Source organism: Hypericibacter terrae (genome assembly GCF_008728855.1).
GTDB classification, from domain to species: domain Bacteria; phylum Pseudomonadota; class Alphaproteobacteria; order Dongiales; family Dongiaceae; genus Hypericibacter; species Hypericibacter terrae.
The window spans coordinates 681,242-699,411 of the sequence record NZ_CP042906.1 but is presented as its reverse complement, the minus strand read 5'-3'; the positions used below and the strand labels follow the sequence as shown (position 1 = coordinate 699,411).

Genomic DNA, 18,170 nt, shown 5'->3' with positions numbered 1-18,170 from the left:
GAGAGATCAAAACCGATGGCGCCGACATCCCCTCGCCCGGCCCGGGTGAAAGGAATCGATGCCAAAGGTCTCGCCAGTCGCAACGAGGTCTCGATCCCCCGCTTCGCCATTCGCGCCATGGCGGCCCGCCGAAACGAGCCACCAAGTGTGTTGACGCGAACTCTCCGATGAAGGCCGGAGACGGCTACTCCCCAATGGATGCGGGGGAAATTAAAGACGCCGATCCGGAAAATCAACACCCTGCCTGGCGGCGGAACGGCGCAGGGAACCCGCGGAACTCGGAACGAGTCGCGACCCGAGTTAAGGGAACGAAGCCGTGACCTCGATCAGTCCCACGATGTTTTCGTTGAACACCGTCAGGTCCTCAGCAGGTATCCAATACTCCTGATACTGCGAGCCACCCGCGTTCTGCACCTCATAACCATCAAGGAACGGCTTGCGAACCCGAAAGCGCGTGACGTAACCAGCGCCCGATGCCTTGACGTTCCAATCACTGGCGATCTTGATCGCGTAGGCCTCGGTGAGAACTGGATAGAGGATTGGCTGTTCCGGCAGGCGGGCCGGGAAGGCGCGAAATCCGCCTTGCGGAATCAGCTCCAGCTCCTTCGGGCCGACGGGTCTATAGAGCGTCACGGTCTCATTTGTATTCATGGCATCATTTTACCAGACCGAAGCGCCGCCACGCCAAGGCCCTGAGCCTCGACGTGGCGGTTTTCCTCACTGCCGGATGAAGTCGGCGATCACGGCCGGCGTGGCGGTATCGAAACCCACCACGTCGAGCATGCCGGCATCGTTCGGGTCGGCGATGCTGAACCCGTTCGACACCATGCCGACCACCACCAGCTTAGCGGCGATGCCGCACTGCTCGCGGTACTGGCGAAGCGCCTGCACGGGATGCACGGTCCCCGCCCAGGTCTCGCTGTCGGTGTAGACGACGAACGCATCCACCTCCAGCCGCTTCTCCAGCGCATAGAGCATCGGCAGCGCGCAGTCGGTCCGCCCGAACGGCAGGCCCGACACGGCCTTGACCGCATCGTCCAGCCGCATCGAGGGAGAGAGCGACAACGGCGCCATCGCCGTCCCGCTCTCCCAGCTGCGCTTGTCGGCCGCGGCGAACCCCACGATGTGATGGTTCGCCTCGGTCGCCGCCGTCACCAGCGCCAGCGCGGCCGACGCCTCGCGCGGCGTCAGTGCGCTTCCGGCAACCCGGCCCGAGCCCATCGAGCCCGAGACGTCGAGCGCCAGCAGCACGCGCTTGCCGGTCGGCTCGATGGCGCGGAACGCCGTATAGAACGCGGCGTTCAGCGCATCGATCACCGGACCCACCGGCTCCCAGTGCAGCGACCCCTTATCGCCCCGGCCTTGCGAATAGGTCCGCAAGGCCAGGAGCAGCGACAAGGGATGCAGCCGTGCCCGCTGGATCCGCTCGGCATCGCCCAGCGCCGACAACACCAGCGGCAGGCTCTCGCCGAACGGCTTGACCAGGCCGACCGTGGTCAGCTTCGCCAGGTTGCGAACCAGCGCCGTCATCGGCATGCGCTCCAGGAGCGCCCGCCAGACGAGAGGCTCGTTCAGCAACGACGTCGGCACCGCCTCGCGGGGCAGGTCATGCCCGCGGATGAGGGCCGCCGCCGCTGCCGGCGACGGTGCCTTGGCCAGCTCGGCCGCGGCCCCGATCACCGCCGGCAGGCGCTCGCTCACCGTGCCCCGGCAGGCCCAGTCGAAGAGATCGCGACGCGCGAGCTCGTCCGTCAGGGGATGCGCGAGGCGCAGCAGATCGCGGTGCGACCAGCCGTTGCGCTGCTGATACTTGATCAGCTGATAGGCCAGCGCCTCCACCGGACGCGCCAGATACCAGCCGGCGATCGCCCGGCGCAGGCCGCGGCCCCAGCCGCGCAGGCCCTGCACCGTCTCGGCGAACTGGAACAGATGCGTTCCCGTCCGCGCGACCCGGGGCAGAGCGGCGAAGGCCGCCCGCTTGGCCGCCTCGTCGCCCAGCGCCATGACCAGCGCCAGCGCGAAGATCGCCGAATCGTTGCGGGGCGCGCGGCCGCTCTCGCTGACCGCAAGGATGCGGGCAACGGCGCGCGGGCCATCGGCCTGGATGCAGCGGATCGCGGCTTCCGCGTTCTCGCGCGTCAGCTGGCGCTCGCCGGCATAGTAGCTGCCGCCCTCCGATCCCAGCACCAGGAAGCGGTCGAGCCGCACCCAGTCATCGACCGGAAAGGCATGGCCACCGGCCGTGTTCGCCACGGTACCGGGGATGGGCTCGGACTGGGGGGTCCGACGAAAAGAGAAAAGCCGTGCGTAATCGGTCATACCCGCCTCCATCAAGAATATGGACGGCGGGCATGGGATGGAGAGGGATTACGGCATCAGATGCCGTGCGGGGATCGAACCCGCGCCACCAGATAACCCTCGTCCTTCGGCCCGCCGCCGGTTTTGTTCCGGTGCCAAATCAATGCGTCCTCGTTCTGCCGCGCCGGCAGGATGCCGCTCGGCTTTCTCAGGCCTTGCCGGCGCGGGCATGCTTTGTCGAGGGCGGCAGCATCCTTGATGCCTGCGGGACTCCGATCCCGCTGCCTGGGTTAGGGGATAACCCTCGATTGCCGGCCCGCGCCGTATCCGTCATTCAATCCAACTCATGTCATCGGCGACACGGACATGTTTTCGCCGAGGATAAGGAGCTCTACCGTTGAGCTACGATGCCGACCGTGATCGGCAACGGAGGGAGTCGAACCCCCGACCACCTGCTTACCATGCAGATAACCCTCGAACACCGGCCCGTGCCGACACTCGTCATTCAATTCCAAGGCGTCGTCCCTCGGCGACACGGACATGTTGTGCCCGAAGCCTATGCGCGACGCTCTACCGCTGAGCTACGGCGCCTTGCGGCACGCGGCGGGATTCGAACCCGCGTCCTTCACGTCCTGAGGTAACCCTCGAGCTCCGGCCCGTGCCGGTATCCATCAATCACATCCTACCCAATCGTCGTCTCACGGCGACGCGGGCATGTTTCTGTCAAAGGGCGGTGCTCTACCAATTGAGCTACGGCAACTCTCGCCGCCGGAGGGACTCGAACCCCCAACTCCCGCAGTTCAAGCGATAACCCTTCGAACGCCGGCCCGCGCCGGTAGGCCCTCCATCGAAGCGGCGCGGAAAATGTCATTTCCTTGCCGTCCCGTCAAGTCAAAACTGTATTTTTCTTTCAGTACAGTTTATATTTCTCTCATGATCATCAGCGCGCAGATCCGGGCCGCGCGGGGCCTGCTGAAATGGACGCAGGCCCTGCTGGCCCATAAGGCGGCGATCTCCGTCGTCACCCTCAACATGATCGAGAGCGACAATGTCGATCCTCGCGTCAGCACCTTGAGAGCGATCGAAGCGGTGCTCGAGAAGGCCGGCGTCGAATTCATCGGCAACGAACGCGAAGGCCTCGGCGTGCGGTTGCGTCCTTCCCGCCGCCGCTAGGCATCGCCTCAGTCTGGGGTGGTCGAACGGAATCGAACCGATATCTTCCCGGTCACAACGGAACACTCTGCCACTGAGCTACGACCACCAGAATTGCTCTCTTCATTCCTGCTTTCGCGCAGCCCCTCCCCTTCGCGACCGCGGCATCCCGCGGTTGCGCCCGAAGCAATAAAAAACCCCACCGGAGCGGCCCGCTGGAAGCGAGGGCTCGGGTGGGGTCTTCATCCGAAGACCTGTCGTGACGGGCTACATCGCCGTCACGCCATCCGAAGCCCAGGCCCTGAAATGGCCATGAATCCGGCCATTCCCATGCGCCACGGCCGGCATCAGCCCGTTCGCGATCCTGGCCGCGAACAGACCCATGCCGCCGGCGATCGCGGTTTTCACCGCCGCCGTCCTCAGCATCGATATCCCTGTCGCGAACATGATCGGTCTCGGTTCCTGGTCTGAAAGAATGGATCGCACAACCTGTGCGGGAGCGGGTTTCTAAGGGAAGACGCGGCGGGCGTCAAGCGCCTTCGGCCAGCAACACGGCCGCGAAGAAAGCATTGGCGTCGGCCAGCGCCGCGGGCGAGCCGATCGATGCCGGGCGCTCCGCCGCCGTCTCCAGGCATTCGGCCAGGAAGTCGTCGATCGCGGCGACGCGCGGAGAGAGGTCGCCTTCGGTCGCCTGGGCCTTGCGCGCGACCAGCTCGTCGATGGCGCGCCGCAGCGAAGATCCCGCCGGCAGGACCGCCAGGAGTCGCGGCAGGCCCATCGGCGCCGGCTGCCGGAGCTGCCGGATCCAGACCAGGGCGAGCGCCGCCCGCAGCGCATAGCAATAGGTCTTGAACCGCGCCGGCCCCTCAGCCGACTGGATCTCGGCGAAGCTCGACCGCGCGAGCCGGTCATAGTGATGCGCCAGCGCCGCCGGATCGCAATGCGAGAGCGCCAGCTCGAGCAACCGCTCCGCGAACCGGGTCTGCGCGCGATAGCGCACCGGCGAGGTCAGCCACTCGATCAGGACCGCGTTCGACTTGATCATGAGCTGCAGGGCCTTGCGCAGGTCCCAGCCGCCGATATCGAGATCGCCCTCGAGCGGACATTCGATCACATCGCGAACGGCCTCGATCGAGAGATATTGCTCGAGGCTGCGGACATAGAGAAAGCGCACGTCATAGTCGCTGTCGGTCGACGGAAAGCGCCAGGCACGGCTTCCCGATTCGACCGCCAGGAGAATCCGGACCCGCTCGCGGGCTTCGATGCCGGCGAGCTCGGCCTGGATCCGCTGCTCCATCGCGCCGTCGATATACCGATCGCCGGCCATGAGTCAGGGCCCCCGCTCGATCTGCTGCCGATAGGCGCGGCTCACCAGCTCCTCGATGAGTCCGCGGTCCGGCGTCGGCGACAGTCGGGAACCCGCGGCGGCGGTCTCGACCTCGACCAGCAGGGATTCGATCTCCTCCGCCACGAGCTGATAGGGTATCTCGCCGGCCTTGATCCGCTTCAGATGGCCGGCCTCGCGCAGCGGAAAGGCGATCCGCCCGGTCTGCAGCAGCTCGACCGCTTCGCGTCCGACGCGGACCGCATGAGAGAGCGCCTTCCAGTCGACGCCCTCGTTGCGCTCGGCCTGAAGGGCCCGGGCGCCATATTCCTCGACCAACTTCTGCACGATCTCGCGCGCCGTCTTGATCGACACGCGGTAGGAGATCTTGCGGCCGCAGACCTCCAGATGCGGGACGGCCTCGCCTCCCGGCGCCGGCAGATCGACCAGGCCCAGATGCTCGGCGCCCTGCACCAGGATCGCGAGCTCGTCGGCGATCTCCTCGAGCCTCGCCGTGGTCCCGAGGCGGGCTTCGGCCGCCGACAGGACCGCCAGCGCCCGTCGTCCCGCCGCGACGCGCGATCCCTTGATCCCGAACTTGGCCGCCTGCTGGCGGGAATAGCGCAGGAAGGAGGCGGCCTGCCGCGTCACCAGGCGGCCGCTCGCGGCCTGGATCTCGTACCAAAGCGGCGCCGGTGGCCGCAGCATCGCGCCCTCGGGCGCGAACAGCATGTCGAGGGCCCCGGTCTGGCCCTCGGCCAGAAACTCGAGATAGCGCTGCAGGCTGTAATATTCGCAATCCTGGTCGCCGGCCTGATTTCGCTGGCCCGGAGCCTTCGCTGCTGCCTGCAGCAGCGAAGGCGCCACCCGCTGCAGCAAGATATCGCGCGCCGCCGGCAGATAGACGCCCTTGATGTCGAGATCGGAGCGCGGCGTGTCGGTGCCATAGAGATGCGAACCGACCCGCATCTCGACGATCAATTCGGGCGAAGCGGCCGACGGGTCTTCATCGGGAAGACCGGATCGTCGGCCTTCGCTCATGCGGTCTTCTCGAGCCAGCGGCCGAGGGCGTCGAAGCCCGCCAGCAGCAGCGTGTCCATCGGCACGTCGACCGGCAGCGGCTGCGAGGACTGCTTCGCGATCACCATGTCGGCCGCGGGATCGACATAGATCCACTGGCCATGGATGCCGACCGCGCAATAGGCGCCGGAGGGATAGCCCATGATGTACCATTTGCTGCGATAGCGGCCCTTGGGCGCGAACAGCTTGCCGGCCTCCGAAATCTGCCAGGGCTTGGGATCGCCGTTCTGCGTGATGTCGTCGACCCAGCCGCCGGGCACGACCTGCCTGCCGTCGACGAGCCCGCGCAGCCGCATCATCTCGCCGAAGCGCGCCAGGTCGCGCAAGGTCACGCAGATGCCGCCGGCCGAGCGTGGTGCCCCCAAGCGATCGACCGTGACATAGGCGTCCTGCTCGGCGCCCATCGGCTTCCAGATCGCGTCGCTCAGGAGCTGCGCGTAATTCACGCCCGAGGCGCGCTCGAGGATCCAGCCGAGCAGATCGGAGTTGGGTGACACATAGTGGAAGAGACTTCCATGGGCACGCTGCGCGCGCTTCAACGTGACCAGGAAGCCGCGCAGGTCGGTCGGCCTGGTGCCCTCGGGCAGCGGGTTCCAGCCGGTCGCGAGCCGATAGCGTCCGAACACGCCATGCGGATCGAGATAGTTCTCCTCGAAATCGATCGAGACCGTCATGTCGAGCACATGGCGCACCGTGCAATCGCCATAAGCCGATCCGGCCGCCTCCGGGATATAGCGCGTCACCGGGGCGTCGGGATCGAGCTGGCCGCGGTCCACGAGGATGCCGGCCAGCGTGCCGGAGATCGATTTGCTGACGGAGAAGACGATATGCGGCGATTCCGGCGTCTGGCCGGCGTCGTACCACTCGCTCAGCACCCGGCCGCGCTGCAGCAGGATGAAACCGTCGGTGAAGGTCTCGGACAGCAGCCGGCCGATGTTCCATTCCTTGCCGTCCGCTCCCTGGAACGCCACCTGCGCGATCTTGCGCTCGGAGCGTCGGAACGCGGCGCCGGCCCCGCCGCCCGCGATATTGGCCGTGGGCAGCACCTCGCGCACATGGTGGAAGGCCCAGCGGCTGAAGGGCGGCAGCCGCCAGTTGGCCAGCGTCACCTGATGGTCGGCGTCGGACGGGAGGGCTTGCATCAGCCGGGTCTGGGTCATGAGTCGCATTGCCTGTGGGTTGCAGCCGCGGAGGGTCGGTCAATTATTGAGGCAGGAAAGCTGGCCCTGCGGACCCGCGCAATACCCCCGGCGGGGTGGTTCGTTCCGGGGCCGGAGGGGGACGGGCCGACCCTCCCGACACAGATTTACCACAGCCTGCCGAGGCCGACCGGCCCTCGTTGGGAGGAATCGACTCCTTCGCTTCGAAGAGGACGAAAGCAGCCGAAAGCGACATGACCAGCCGTGCCGTTCCTTGATTGGCGCGTCATTCAAAAAAACTGACGCCATATCTGTTGCGGTCGGAGCGCGAACGACCACAGCGGACGGGATCGGGATCCTGTGACGCGTCGCCAAGATCGTGGGCCTGCTCGATGAAGAAGGAGCGATCGCGCGCGCGTCATCGCCGCGCCGGCAAGGATGTCCGCCGCCGCGAGCGATCGCATTTCCGCGGTGCGGCTTAACCGCTATGCGGTTGTCAGCTCGCCGCGGCGGCATAAGATTGTATTCCGCACCGAGACGGACTTTGAGCGGTCGCTCGGCGCCTTTGGGGAGGTTCACGATGAATGCAGCCAGGAAGCTGCGGCCGAAACGGGCCGCCGCCAGATCTCGCGGTGCGAAAACGGGTGGCGCCACCCAGCCGCAACCGCTGATCCAGCCCAATATGCTGGTCGCCAATGCCGACATGGCGAGCTCGACCTTGACGCGGATCCGCCACGATCACTCGGTCATCTCGGAAACCCGCTATCTCAACTGCCTCTTCAGCGAGAGCAACTTCGAAGGCAGCACCTTCCAGGGCTGCGGCTTCGATGGCTGCATCGTGGAGAATGCCAGTTTCCGCGGCGTCGAGCTGCGCAACTGCGACGTCGAGGGCCTGGTCGTCGACGGCATCAATGTCGGCGAGCTGCTGAAGCAGCTCACCGGCCGCTGAGGGAGGGGGATCATGGCTCGCCGATCGAAACCGAAAGCGTCCAAGCCGGGCGCGTTCCTGTCCCTCACGCACCGCCGCGATCTCCTCACCCAGATGGCGCGCGAGAACCGGCGCGGCACGGCGAAAACGGTCCAGGATCTGATCAGCGCCGCGATCGCGGCCTCGCCCGACCGCAAGGCCGACGGCAAGAATGGCGGCGTCGACGGCGTCGATCGCTGGAAGGCCGGCGGGCTCGCCGGCACCGTCGGCGGCCTGGGCGGCCTCGGCGGCAATCAGGGCAAGGGCTTCAAGGAAGGGAAGGATTTCAAGGAGGGCAAGGATTTCAAGGAAGGGAAAGACTTCAAGGAGGGCAAGGACTTCAAGGAAGGAAAAGACTTCAAGGAGAAGAGCGACACCAAGCTGGGTGCTGCGGAGAACCAGGGCGACCCCATGATCCGCTACGGCCTGCCGGCCACCCTCAACTGGAACCTGATCGACCAGGTGGGCAAGGTTCATGGCGAGCGGATGCAGAATCTGCTGAAGAGCGGTCCGGTCATCTGAGCCGCGCGACCGAGGGCAAGCCTGATGTCCCGCCCGGAAGCCGGCATCGATCTGCTGCTGGTCGCCGACCCGCGCGATCCGATGGCGACCCTGATGACCGCGGAAGCGCGCCGCCATGACCGCCGCCTCGTGGCGGTGACGCATGAGGATGCGGGGCGGATGTTCACCATCCTCGGCGAGGCCGAGGGCGCCCGGGTCGAGCCCGACCTGCCGATGCTGCTGCGCCCGGCGCCGCCGCCGGTCCCCAATCTCGATTCCGATGCCCGCTTCCTCGGCGGCGAGAGCCTGGCGGTCCTCTGGGCGGCGGGGGCGCTCGCCCGCTCCCCGGTGCTGAACCGGCCGACGACGCGCGGGTTCGAGGCCGGCTGGTGCTATTCCGGCGCCATCACCGAGCGGCGCGCCCGCACCGGCATGGCGCTGGAGCTCTATGCCCGCGACGAGACGGATGCCGGCCCGCCCGACGATCGCGCCTGGGCGGTCGAGGATATGCGCGGCCGCACGCGGCGCTGGACCTCGCCCGACACGGGCGATGCGCCCTACCGGGCGCGGCCGGTGATCGAGAGCGAAGCCTATGAGCGTGTGGTGGTGGTGGAGCGGCAAGCCTGGCGCTCCACCACCGTCGCCCTCGACGCGTTCGATCTCGAAGCCCGCAGCATCGCCATCGCGCGCAATCTGGGGCTGGGATTCCTGGTCGTGACCTGGGGCCTCGATGCCGGGCTCGAGCAGACGCGTCTCGCGCGCATCGATCCCTATCCCCGCGTCGACCAGCTGCTGCCGATCTGGCAAGAGGTGGCACCGGCCCTGATCGAGGCGCTCGCATGCTGACCGCAATCGGCATCGACAGCGACCCGACGCTGGTCCATTTCGCCCGCGCTGCCACCGGGATGGGCGCCGAGCTGCGGCTGCTCAATCTGCGCGCCGCCGTCGAAGGAAGCTGGCACCTGCCCCTGGGCTCTCAGGAGCCCGCTTCGTTCGAGTTCGCCGGCGAGCGCCTGGCCCTGGCGCCCGACGACGCCATCTATTGCCGGCTGATCGATCTCTCGCCGGTCGTGGAGGAGCGCGAGGTCAGGCGGCGCTGGCGGTCGCTGGTGGGCGGGCTCGCCGCCTGGCTCGAGCAGAGCGAGGGTGTCGTCATCAACCGTCCGGGCCATGCAGCCGACAACGGCTCCAAGCCGCTGCACGAGGCCTGGCTGCGCCGGCAGGGTTTCGCCGTGCCGGCGAGCCTCACCTCCAGCAGCGCCGAGCGCCTGTCGGCCTTCGCCGCGGCGGGGCCGACCATCGCCAAATCGGTGCAGGGCATCCGCGCCGACACCCGCGCCGTCGCGCCGGAGGACTTCGTCGGCTTCGTCACGGGGCGCGGGCCGGTTCATCTGCAGCGGCGCATCGTGGGGCGCGACTTGCGCATCCATGTCGTGGGCGACGCCCTGCATGGCGAGATGATCGAGAGCGACGCGGTCGACTACCGCACCGACGTCGCGCGATTCCGGGAGTTCCCGGTGCCGACGGATCTCGCCGACCAGCTGGTGCGGGCGACGCGGGAGGCCGGACTGATCTTCGCCGGATGGGACTTCAAGCTGGACGAGCAAGGGAGGTTCTGGTGTCTGGAAGCGAACCCGATGCCGGGCTACGACGGCTACGACACGCGCGCGAACGGCGCCATATCGCATTCGTTGGTCGAACGTCTGAAATCTCGCCACTGATCAAGGACATTCCGCTGTTCGACGCGAAGGAGACGAAGGCGCTCTATCGCGCCGTCACCGGTCCCTTGCGCAAGCACTGGATCCCGCGCGGCACCACGGGCGTGACCGAGTTCTACTCGCTCGGCACCGCCGCGTATCTCGACTATTGCTGCTCGGAGAATCCAATCGAGGACTACGTCAAGGGCTCGCCTCGGGCGAACAAGCCGCTGAAGAAGGCGCTGGGCGCCATGTATGAGCGGGTGCGCGCCGGCATCGAGGCCGAAATCGGCGAGCCGGTGACCTTGACCGACCGCTTCGCGCTGCCGGGATTCCACATCTTCCTGGGCCAGGCGATCTATCGCGCCTCGGGCGCGCCGGTGCATTTCGACCAGCAATACCAGTATCTGCCGTGGGGCCGGAAGCTCGACGGCGTGCCGCCGATCTCCTTCACCATGCCGATCGTGCTGCCCAAGGCCGGCGGCGGGCTCGACAGCTGGAACGTCACGCCCAACGACGTGACGCGCATGGTGCAGCTCGGCATGGAGCCCGATCTCGACAAGGTCAAGGAGACCAAGTTCAAGAGCTTTCATCCCTACAAGCTCGGCACCCTCGCGCTCCATTCGGGCCTGCTGCTGCACCGTCTGGGCCGTGTGCCCAAGATCCGCGACGACGACGAGCGGATCACGCTGCAGGGTCACGGGGTGCGGATCAACGGCATCTGGATCCTGCATTGGTGACGGGACAGCAAAAGCCCAAGCCTTCTCGCGCCCCTGATTCGCGACCCCCCAGAAGGGATCCGGACGTGATCTGAGCCGTCGAGTCCGACAGCGATGCGCTGGGACGTGATGTCCGTCCTCCGCCTGCATGAACCGGGGCGAAACCGACATTCGTTCCGTCCCACCTGAGTTTCTTCCCGACAGGCGAGCGGTCTTCGTCATCGAATTCTAATGAACAATGTTCGCGGGGAAGACCAGACTTTGTCTTTGACCCGGATCAACGGCAGCCGGCGTTCCCGGGGCTTTCCAGCACGAATCCGCGCCCATCCCCGCCGACGGCGGCCGGCATGGCCGTCGGTTCGGATTGACCCACGTCATGGATAAGGTGCCCAAGTCAGGGCATATGGAGCCACCCGATCGATTTTCCGCATGTCCGTAAGGAGGCTCCGATGAGCGCCACCGGCCTAGCCGTTTTCGACAAGACGCTTCAAGAGACGAATGCCTGGCTGAAGATCGTCACACACGAGCTGGAGATTGAAGACCGCGAGAGCGCCTATACGGCGCTCAAGGCGGCCTTGCATGCATTACGCGACCGGATCGGGCCGGAGAACTGCACGCATCTCGGGGCGCAGCTGCCGTTGCTTGTCCGTGGCGCCTATTACGAAGGCTGGCATATGGCAGGGACACCGACCAAAGAGAGGCATCTCGAGGGCTTTGTCGAGCATGTGCGCCGTCAGTTGCCCAAGGGATCGACGATCGATCCGGAGCGGGCGGCACGGGCCACGTTCATCGCGTTGCGGCAGCGGCTGGATCCCGGCGAGTTCAACAAGCTGGTCAAGATCCTTCCGCCGGAATTGCGCCAGCTATGGCCGACGATTCCAACGAGCGAGTAAGGTGGGCCCGCTGCAACAGCTTGATTTCCGGCCCCGACGACGTGAGCTGGTGCGCCGGCGGCTCATGCATTCCGGAGAACCGTGATGGTCAATGCGGAACTCGTGCTCTTTGCATTGAATGCCTCGCACGACTATGGCGAGCGAGTGGCCCGGAACCTCGGGCAGCTGCTCGAACGCCACGAAGAGCGAGAATTCGAGGATGGCGAGCATAAGGCGCGATCGCTTGCCAACCTCCGCAACAAGGACGCGTTCGTGGTTCAGTCGCTTTACAGCGATATGAAAGAGAGCGTGAACGACAAGCTGTGCCGCCTGCTGTTCTTCATCGGCGCCTTGAAGGACGCATCCGCGGCCAGCGTAACGGCGGTGATCCCCTATCTCTGTTACGCCCGGAAGGACAGGAAAACGCAACCCCGCGATCCCGTCACGACACGCTATGTCGCCGCCCTCTTCGAGGCGGTCGGCACCGATCGGGTGGTGACCGTCGATGTGCATAATCTGATGGCGTACCAGAACGCCTTTCGCTGCCGTACCGATCATCTGGAGGCGACCGGTCTCTTCGTGCAGCACTTTGCAGGCGCCCTCGCCGACAGCGACATCACGGTCGTGTCCCCCGACCCCGGGGGCGTCAAGCGCGCGGAGCGCTTTCAGGCTCAGCTCAGCCGGCGCATCGGCCGGCCCGTCGCGAGCGCGTTCGTCGAGAAGTACCGTGCGGGCGGCGTTGTCCGGGGTAGCGCCCTTGTGGGCGAGGTGAAAGACCGGACCGCGATCATTTTCGACGATCTGATCAGCACGGGCGGCACGATCGTGCGCGCGGCGCGGGCCTGCCGTGAGAACGGCGCGCGGCGCGTTCTTGCCGCGGCCACCCATGGGTTGTTCATGGGCAAGGCTGAAGCCCTTTTAAGCGAAGAGACGCTGGAGAGGATCGTCGTGGCCGACACGGTTCCCCCCTTCCGGCTTCCCCCTGAGGCCGTCGGCTCCAAAGTAATCCTGCTGGACACGACGCCCTTTGTGGCGGATGCGATCCGGCGCATCCACAGCGGCGGATCGCTCGTAAACCTGATGGAGGGCTAGGCTCCGTCCTGTCCTCGCCGTGAGATGCGATCAGGAGCCTGACAAGAGCTTCCCGGCGTAGCGGTCGGCAAGGGCCAGATAGCGCTTGGCCAGAGCGGGCCAGCGGGCGGGATCCCGCACCGTCGCCTCCCGGATGTGCCAGATCGAGATCTTCGACCGAAGGCAGGCGCGGTAGCACCGGTAGAAGTCGATCAAACGCGACGGCGGGTCATCGTTTGCACATTGACGATAGCGATCGAGAACCGTGATGCCGACATCGGCTGCTCCCAGCATCTCGCATTCGACGCCAAGAAATGCGAGCTCGTCGACCGGATCGAGCACGCGATACTCGAATTTGAACTCCAGGCAATCGATGATCTGAGGGTCGGTCTCGAGCAGCACATGCTCGGGCCGCAAATCGCCATGCGCCTCGATGATACGGCGCTCGGCAACCCGTCGATCGAGGAGCCAAGATGCATCGCGGAGAACGGCGAACTGCCGCGAATGGATCCGCTCGACGGCATTCGGATCCAGGACGCCCTGGAACTTCCTCAGCTCCTCCAAGTTCCCCGTCACGTCGGCCTCAAATCGCAGCCGGTATTCGAGTGGCGTGATTTCTACCGGCGGGGCGGCGCGATAGAACGCGGCGAGCCGCCATGCCAGGCGATCGATGTCTTCGCTCGTGGCCGTGTCATGCTGGATGGCATAGTCGAGCATCCGCTCGGCGTTCACCCGGTGCATCTTGACGAGCCAGTCGATCGCGTGGCCCGTCCCGGCGATCGACAGGGCGCCGCCTTCTGCGGCGGTCAGCGGCAATGTCCCGATATACACGCGCGGTGCAAGGCGCCGGTTCAGTCGGATCTCCTCTTCGCAGAAATGCCTGCGCAGCTCGACCGTCGAAAAATCCAGGAACGGAAATCGCACCGGCTTTTTCAATTTGTACGCAAAACGATCCGTCAGGAAGACCCAGGACATATGGGTTTCGATCGCTCTTACCTCCTGCGTCGGCTCTGGGTAGCTTGCCGGCTGGAGGAGGAAACGGACCTTGGCGGCAAGCGCGCCATCGAGGCCCTGAGAAGCCTCTGGCGCTATTGGCATGCCGAGATCCTCGCATCGAGACCTGCCATGGACATCCCATTTCTCATCACCTCTGCACGACCCTCGGCAGCGGTCAGGGAGTCACATGAGCGACTTACCTTAACGAGGGTCAACAGCCTTGTCACATCACGGTCCGTACGATCGTGTCCGGCATCGAAGCCCCGTTCTGATCTGTGTCAATGCGGCTTTCTTGGGTTCACCCAATTCTGACGGAGGTTGGCGAAGAAAGTATGCCAATCAAGTTGTCAGCAGCGTCAATCCTGACAGAGGAGACGTAGCCATGCTTGTCAAGGAAGCGATGTCGACCAAGATTGAGACGATCGCGCCCAACACCACGGTTCAGGAATGCGCCCGCAAGATGGACCAGACGGGCATCGGACTGCTCGCCGTCTGGGAAAACGGGAAGGTCATTGGCGTCTTGACGGACCGGGATATCTGCTGTCGTGCCGTTGCCGGTGGCCAAGATCCGGCAATTGCGACCGCACGAGACATCATGTCCCGTAACGCCGCGTCTTGCTTCGAGGATCAAGATTGCACCGAAGCGGCCCGCATCATGGAGCAAAAGCACGTTCGGCGCTTGACGGTCATGAACCATAAGGATGTCATGGTTGGCCTTCTTTCGGTCGATGACTTGGCGCGCTATTCACATGACCTGGCCGGCGCGGTCCTGGAAGCCGCCTCGCCCTGGCCTCATTGAGAAGCGGTAAGGTGTTCCCGCCAAGCTGATTCCGGTGCAGTCATTCGGCGGGCTGGCGGAAGCTTGGCGGCGACCTTTATGCTCATCGACACCGCGCTGCAGGTCTCTGCTGTCAGAGCTCGCAATAGATCTTGGTCATGGTCGGATCGTTGCGCATGTAGCCGGCGCGCGGGGCTTCGAAACTGTCATCCAGGACTGTGAAACCACTGATCTCATCGACATGGAACAGCTTCCAGCCCTGTTCGCGCGACTGGCTGTAACCAGACACTTGGTAGGCGCGGAGGAGCGGCTTGCCGCCATCGCCGACGCCATAGGCATAAGGTTCGACAGTCCGAATCCCGCCACGGTATCGAAACCGGACGCATTGCCGTTTGTGAATGGCATCGCAGATCTGGTGCGCTTCCATCGCAGCTCCCTCCTTCTCGCACCGAGCTTGGGGTCTCGTTTCCTCGTCTAGAACATCGCCGCGCCAGGCTCGGACGAGGCGCGACGGCTAACGGCTGACGGCACTCGTAGCCAGCCTCACGCCTTGCAAGTCAGGTATAGCTAGCCGAAACGGCGGGCCAGGGAATTGATCCAGATTAAGGGCGCGCGGGGCCGATCGAGGAACGGCGACGGCGATCGGCCGGCCCTCTGGCCCAGGGGCCGCCCGAGGGGGACCGCAAGTTGAATCCCATGGTCCTCGTCAGCGCCAACGCAAGCTCAAGGCGCCATCCGGCTCTGCCTCCGCAGCCGTTCCGAACTTCCGGCCTTCCCTTGTCAGTACATTGCGCAGCCAAGAGGCGTCGCCAGGCGAAGCGCGATTGAGACGGAACTTGCGGATTTGGAAGGGCACCATCGCGAGTCCGGCCAGCGCGCCGTCAGAGGGCCTGACGCTCACGAAATAGAGCAGCACCAGATCGTCGCGATAGCCTTCCTCGCCCACAATTCCTTCGTAATCGTCGAGGAAATCTCCGCAGCCATAGAGGATCAGCCGGTCCCGGTAGACCTCGATCGCCTTCACGTGATGCGAGGAATGGCCATGCACCAGATCGACGCCGGCCTCCTCGACCAGCCCGTGTGCGAAGTCGGTCTCCTCAGCTCCAATCTCGTAACCCCAATTGCCGCCCCAATGGACCGACGCCACCACGATGTCGCCCGGTCGCTGCTTCGTCCGCAGCTGTTTCGCGACGGCGCTCAAGGTTCGTGGGGACAGGTCGGGCAACAGATTGACGCCGGGTCGGTTTGCGGCCGCCGCCCAATTGCGCGGAATGCCGCTGGTCGACGATCCGAAGGCGAAGACGAGCAGGCGTCCGCCGCCCGGGATCGGATAAATCGCCGGCGCGCCGGCCTCTTCGCGGTTGCGTCCGGCGCCGGCCGTGCGGATCCCAGCCGCGTGCAGGTTCTCCAATGTGTCGATCAGGCCCGATGTTCCCCAATCGAGCACATGATTGTTGGCGAGCGCGCAGACCTCGATCCCGGCGGCGCTGAGGACGGGCATGTTGGCCGGGTTCATCTTGTAGTTGATGCCCTTGAGCATGGGCTCGGCGCTCGCCGTCACTGCTGTTTCGAGGTTGACCAGCCTGCACTGCGGCTGCCGCCGCTCCAGCTCGGTCCGCGCATCGCCCCAGACATAGGCAAAATCCACCGGCTTCGGGATCGGCCCATGGGCCGCTTCCGCCAGCGCCACATAGTCGCCCGCGCAATCGGCATAGGGCTCGAAGAGGGTGGGGTTGCCGGGATGAGGAAGAATTTGATCGATGCCACGGCCGGTCATGACATCACCCACCACGCAGATCGTCACCAGATCGCCGCGACGGCCCGGCGCTTCACGCGGGATCGGGTGCGGCTCTCTTGAAAGGGTGCGCGACTGCGCAGGTTTCGTGACCATTGCCCACATACCCGGTGCCGCAAGTTGGAGCAACATCCGGCGAGGCATAGCCACACCAGATCGACGGGGCAACGTGAACATGGATCGCACCGTTGGCACCGGAGGACATCGCGTACGGCACGAGGCCGAATAGCCGTCGCATGCTCAGGCGACCTCGTGGATCCAAGGATGGCCGCCGCAGTTGATATCGAGCGCCATGGCCGCATCGATCGCACGCCGGAGAACGTCGTCCGGAGCGAAGACGGTCTCCAGCGACTGCAGCGCATGGATGGCGCCCAGCGCAATCTCTCGGCCGCTTCCTTCCGCCCACGCTGTCCCTGGGGAGACCGTTGTGATCGAAAAATCCGCCCCGATCACCCATGCGCCCGCCGAATTGGCGAGAATGAGCGTCCCACCGAGCGCGACTGGACCGCGTTCGTCCGGCTCGCCCTGATAGCCGTCGGATTTCATGATCTCGCGCGCTCGCAACGCGAAATCATAGGCGCCCTTCAGGCTTCCCGTGAGCCCTTCAATGTTCTGCTCGATAAGGTTCACTGTCCTCAAATGCCCCGCCACGCCTATCGCCCATGGCGCGTGGACAACCCATTTGGGTCCATAATCCTGTTTGAGATTGCCACCGCATATCAGGGTGTCACTGCCGACCCAGGTTGAACGTCCATCGCTCGCTCGCACCACGACGATCACACTCATGCAAGGGGCTCCTCAAAAACAGCCTAGGGGCCCTGCGGATTCCCCCGAGGTGAAAGGAATCCTTACGAAGCCCGCCGACAGTATCATCGCAGAGACACTCTCAAGCCATTGACTTGAGTCAATGGCCGTCGCGGATGGCTTTGTTGCTACGCGGCCCGTCGATGTCTTGGCGACGTGCGACCTCGGAGTGTGAAGGGGCGCCCGCTGCCTGGTCGCCGCCGAGATCGAGCGCCTCGACTGCGCCGACCTGCCGATCTTGATCTGGGTCGATAGCTTGCCAGATCACTTCTCGACATAGAGCGCCGGCAGCTCGGCTTTGAAATCCTCGAGCTTGGGCGCGTCGTTGATCATGATGTAGGGGTTGTAGGGGTTACGCACGGCGTAGTCCTGATGATAGTCCTCGGCCGGATAGAAGGCCTTGAGCGGCACCACCTTCGTCACGATCGGCGACGGATAGTTTCCGGCCGCGTTCAACTGGGCGATATAGGCATCGGCGATCTTCTGCTGCTCGGCGTCGGCATAGAAGATCGAGGAGCGGTATTGCGTGCCCTCATCGGGGCCCTGCCGGTTGAGCTCGGTCGGGTTGTGCGCCACCGAGAAATAGACCTTGAGGATCTCGCCATAGGTGACCTTCGAGGGATCGAACTCGATCCGCACCGATTCGGCATGGCCTGTGGTGCCTGAGCTCACCACCTCATATTCCGCGGTCGAGGCCTCGCCGCCGGAATAGCCGGCCGTCACATGCTCGACGCCCTTGAGATGCTCGAACACGAGCTGCATGCCCCAGAAGCAGCCGCCGGCGAGGACCGCGATCTGTTTGCCGGGCGAGGACGCCAGCGGTGCATCGACCGCGGGATCGGGAATCGGCACGCCCGCGGTCGCATGAGTCACGATCTGGCTGGTGGCCAGGCCCAGCAGCAGCACGGCGCAACCGCCGGCGATCTTCAGGACATGTTTCATGACGGATCCTCCCGAGCTCGTCTGCGCGGAGACTA

At 65.2% G+C, this 18,170-nt stretch carries 20 protein-coding genes, 1 tRNA gene and 1 riboswitch; of the genes, 9 read left to right on the top strand and 12 right to left on the bottom strand.

The features are described 5' to 3' along the window. Nucleotides 1–53: 53 nt before the first annotated feature. A riboswitch (yybP-ykoY riboswitch) is annotated at nt 54–205 on the bottom strand. A gap of 95 nt (nt 206–300) precedes the next feature. Together FRZ44_RS03260 and FRZ44_RS03255 are read right to left on the bottom strand one after the other, a co-directional pair. Then, nucleotides 301–633, bottom strand: coding sequence for a hypothetical protein (locus tag FRZ44_RS03260; protein ID WP_225308531.1), 333 nt, complete (start codon nt 631–633; stop codon nt 301–303). Nucleotides 634–717: 84 nt separating this feature from the next. Further along, nucleotides 718–2,319 (bottom strand): TROVE domain-containing protein, encoded by a 1,602-nt coding sequence (locus FRZ44_RS03255; RefSeq protein WP_151175819.1) that lies wholly within the window; start codon nt 2,317–2,319, stop codon nt 718–720. Between the two features lie 912 nt (nt 2,320–3,231). Here FRZ44_RS03255 and FRZ44_RS03250 point away from each other — a divergent pair. Beyond that, on the top strand, nt 3,232–3,471 hold the full coding sequence (locus tag FRZ44_RS03250; protein WP_151175818.1) for a helix-turn-helix domain-containing protein: 240 nt from the start codon (nt 3,232–3,234) through the stop codon (nt 3,469–3,471). Nucleotides 3,472–3,485: 14 nt separating this feature from the next. On the opposite strand, the gene FRZ44_RS03245 is transcribed toward FRZ44_RS03250, so the two are convergent. From FRZ44_RS03245 to FRZ44_RS03230, 5 genes are all read right to left on the bottom strand, one after another. Continuing rightward, nucleotides 3,486–3,559, bottom strand: a tRNA-His gene (locus FRZ44_RS03245). A gap of 158 nt (nt 3,560–3,717) precedes the next feature. After that, the gene (locus tag FRZ44_RS26965; protein ID WP_191908392.1) at nt 3,718–3,876 is read right to left on the bottom strand and encodes a hypothetical protein; all 159 of its coding nucleotides are present in this window, start codon (nt 3,874–3,876) and stop codon (nt 3,718–3,720) included. A gap of 103 nt (nt 3,877–3,979) precedes the next feature. Further along, complete coding sequence (locus FRZ44_RS03240) at nt 3,980–4,777, bottom strand: nucleotidyltransferase domain-containing protein (protein ID WP_151175817.1); 798 nt, start codon at nt 4,775–4,777, stop codon at nt 3,980–3,982. Between the two features lie 3 nt (nt 4,778–4,780). Continuing rightward, nucleotides 4,781–5,815, bottom strand: a complete 1,035-nt coding sequence (locus FRZ44_RS03235) for a DNA polymerase beta superfamily protein (protein WP_151175816.1) — start codon at nt 5,813–5,815, stop codon at nt 4,781–4,783. Then, entirely contained in the window at nt 5,812–7,014 is a 1,203-nt protein-coding gene (locus tag FRZ44_RS03230) for a serine hydrolase domain-containing protein (RefSeq protein WP_151175815.1), read from the bottom strand. The genes FRZ44_RS03235 and FRZ44_RS03230 overlap by 4 nt, the downstream gene beginning before the upstream one ends. Nucleotides 7,015–7,573: 559 nt before the next feature. On the opposite strand from FRZ44_RS03230, the gene FRZ44_RS03225 reads away from it, so the two are divergent. From FRZ44_RS03225 to FRZ44_RS03195, 7 genes are all read left to right on the top strand, one after another. Beyond that, nucleotides 7,574–7,942: a pentapeptide repeat-containing protein gene (locus tag FRZ44_RS03225; protein ID WP_191908391.1), complete on the top strand. Its 369-nt coding sequence runs from the start codon at nt 7,574–7,576 to the stop codon at nt 7,940–7,942. A gap of 12 nt (nt 7,943–7,954) precedes the next feature. Then, on the top strand, nt 7,955–8,482 hold the full coding sequence (locus FRZ44_RS03220) for a hypothetical protein (RefSeq protein ID WP_151175813.1): 528 nt from the start codon (nt 7,955–7,957) through the stop codon (nt 8,480–8,482). Between the two features lie 24 nt (nt 8,483–8,506). Beyond that, nucleotides 8,507–9,307, top strand: a complete 801-nt coding sequence (locus tag FRZ44_RS03215; RefSeq protein ID WP_151175812.1) for a hypothetical protein — start codon at nt 8,507–8,509, stop codon at nt 9,305–9,307. Further along, nucleotides 9,301–10,182, top strand: a complete 882-nt coding sequence (locus tag FRZ44_RS03210) for an ATP-grasp domain-containing protein (protein WP_151175811.1) — start codon at nt 9,301–9,303, stop codon at nt 10,180–10,182. The genes FRZ44_RS03215 and FRZ44_RS03210 overlap by 7 nt, the downstream gene beginning before the upstream one ends. Continuing rightward, entirely contained in the window at nt 10,080–10,898 is an 819-nt protein-coding gene (locus FRZ44_RS03205) for a hypothetical protein (RefSeq protein WP_151175810.1), read from the top strand. The genes FRZ44_RS03210 and FRZ44_RS03205 overlap by 103 nt, the downstream gene beginning before the upstream one ends. Nucleotides 10,899–11,326: 428 nt before the next feature. After that, a complete protein-coding gene (locus FRZ44_RS03200; protein ID WP_151175809.1) occupies nt 11,327–11,770 on the top strand; it encodes a DUF2267 domain-containing protein in 444 nt (147 codons plus the stop codon). Nucleotides 11,771–11,854: 84 nt separating this feature from the next. Beyond that, a complete protein-coding gene (locus FRZ44_RS03195) occupies nt 11,855–12,841 on the top strand; it encodes a ribose-phosphate diphosphokinase (RefSeq protein WP_151175808.1) in 987 nt (328 codons plus the stop codon). 30 nt (nt 12,842–12,871) lie between these two features. Here the strand turns inward: FRZ44_RS03195 and FRZ44_RS03190 are convergent, their stop codons facing one another. Continuing rightward, nucleotides 12,872–13,918, bottom strand: a complete 1,047-nt coding sequence (locus FRZ44_RS03190; protein ID WP_151175807.1) for a hypothetical protein — start codon at nt 13,916–13,918, stop codon at nt 12,872–12,874. A 280-nt stretch (nt 13,919–14,198) separates the two neighbouring features. On the opposite strand from FRZ44_RS03190, the gene FRZ44_RS03185 reads away from it, so the two are divergent. Further along, nucleotides 14,199–14,615 carry a CBS domain-containing protein gene (locus FRZ44_RS03185; RefSeq protein WP_151175806.1) on the top strand — a complete coding sequence of 139 codons (417 nt, stop codon included), beginning with the start codon at nt 14,199–14,201 and terminating at the stop codon, nt 14,613–14,615. Between the two features lie 112 nt (nt 14,616–14,727). On the opposite strand, the gene FRZ44_RS03180 is transcribed toward FRZ44_RS03185, so the two are convergent. The 4 genes from FRZ44_RS03180 to msrA form a co-directional block, all read right to left on the bottom strand. Beyond that, nucleotides 14,728–15,021, bottom strand: a complete 294-nt coding sequence (locus FRZ44_RS03180) for a WYL domain-containing protein (protein WP_151175805.1) — start codon at nt 15,019–15,021, stop codon at nt 14,728–14,730. A gap of 279 nt (nt 15,022–15,300) precedes the next feature. Continuing rightward, nucleotides 15,301–16,584: a CapA family protein gene (locus tag FRZ44_RS03175; RefSeq protein ID WP_225308530.1), complete on the bottom strand. Its 1,284-nt coding sequence runs from the start codon at nt 16,582–16,584 to the stop codon at nt 15,301–15,303. 45 nt (nt 16,585–16,629) lie between these two features. Next, a complete protein-coding gene (locus FRZ44_RS03170; RefSeq protein WP_151175804.1) occupies nt 16,630–17,175 on the bottom strand; it encodes a hypothetical protein in 546 nt (181 codons plus the stop codon). A 282-nt stretch (nt 17,176–17,457) separates the two neighbouring features. Beyond that, nucleotides 17,458–18,135: a peptide-methionine (S)-S-oxide reductase MsrA gene (gene msrA / locus FRZ44_RS03165; protein ID WP_151175803.1), complete on the bottom strand. Its 678-nt coding sequence runs from the start codon at nt 18,133–18,135 to the stop codon at nt 17,458–17,460. Nucleotides 18,136–18,170: the final 35 nt, after the last annotated feature.

Excerpts from the sequence above, each read along its gene's own strand:
- FRZ44_RS03255 (WP_151175819.1), bottom strand. The coding sequence starts at position 2,319 with ATGACCGATTACGCACGGCTTTTCTCTTTTCGTCGGACCCCCCAGTCC.
- FRZ44_RS03250 (WP_151175818.1), top strand. The coding sequence starts at position 3,232 with ATGATCATCAGCGCGCAGATCCGGGCCGCGCGGGGCCTGCTGAAATGG.
- FRZ44_RS26965 (WP_191908392.1), bottom strand. The coding sequence starts at position 3,876 with ATGCTGAGGACGGCGGCGGTGAAAACCGCGATCGCCGGCGGCATGGGT.
- FRZ44_RS03240 (WP_151175817.1), bottom strand. The coding sequence starts at position 4,777 with ATGGCCGGCGATCGGTATATCGACGGCGCGATGGAGCAGCGGATCCAG.
- FRZ44_RS03235 (WP_151175816.1), bottom strand. The coding sequence starts at position 5,815 with ATGAGCGAAGGCCGACGATCCGGTCTTCCCGATGAAGACCCGTCGGCC.
- FRZ44_RS03230 (WP_151175815.1), bottom strand. The coding sequence starts at position 7,014 with ATGACCCAGACCCGGCTGATGCAAGCCCTCCCGTCCGACGCCGACCAT.
- FRZ44_RS03225 (WP_191908391.1), top strand. The coding sequence starts at position 7,574 with ATGAATGCAGCCAGGAAGCTGCGGCCGAAACGGGCCGCCGCCAGATCT.
- FRZ44_RS03220 (WP_151175813.1), top strand. The coding sequence starts at position 7,955 with ATGGCTCGCCGATCGAAACCGAAAGCGTCCAAGCCGGGCGCGTTCCTG.
- FRZ44_RS03215 (WP_151175812.1), top strand. The coding sequence starts at position 8,507 with ATGTCCCGCCCGGAAGCCGGCATCGATCTGCTGCTGGTCGCCGACCCG.
- FRZ44_RS03210 (WP_151175811.1), top strand. The coding sequence starts at position 9,301 with ATGCTGACCGCAATCGGCATCGACAGCGACCCGACGCTGGTCCATTTC.
- FRZ44_RS03200 (WP_151175809.1), top strand. The coding sequence starts at position 11,327 with ATGAGCGCCACCGGCCTAGCCGTTTTCGACAAGACGCTTCAAGAGACG.
- FRZ44_RS03195 (WP_151175808.1), top strand. The coding sequence starts at position 11,855 with ATGGTCAATGCGGAACTCGTGCTCTTTGCATTGAATGCCTCGCACGAC.
- FRZ44_RS03190 (WP_151175807.1), bottom strand. The coding sequence starts at position 13,918 with ATGCCAATAGCGCCAGAGGCTTCTCAGGGCCTCGATGGCGCGCTTGCC.
- FRZ44_RS03185 (WP_151175806.1), top strand. The coding sequence starts at position 14,199 with ATGCTTGTCAAGGAAGCGATGTCGACCAAGATTGAGACGATCGCGCCC.
- FRZ44_RS03180 (WP_151175805.1), bottom strand. The coding sequence starts at position 15,021 with ATGGAAGCGCACCAGATCTGCGATGCCATTCACAAACGGCAATGCGTC.
- FRZ44_RS03170 (WP_151175804.1), bottom strand. The coding sequence starts at position 17,175 with ATGAGTGTGATCGTCGTGGTGCGAGCGAGCGATGGACGTTCAACCTGG.
- msrA (WP_151175803.1), bottom strand. The coding sequence starts at position 18,135 with ATGAAACATGTCCTGAAGATCGCCGGCGGTTGCGCCGTGCTGCTGCTG.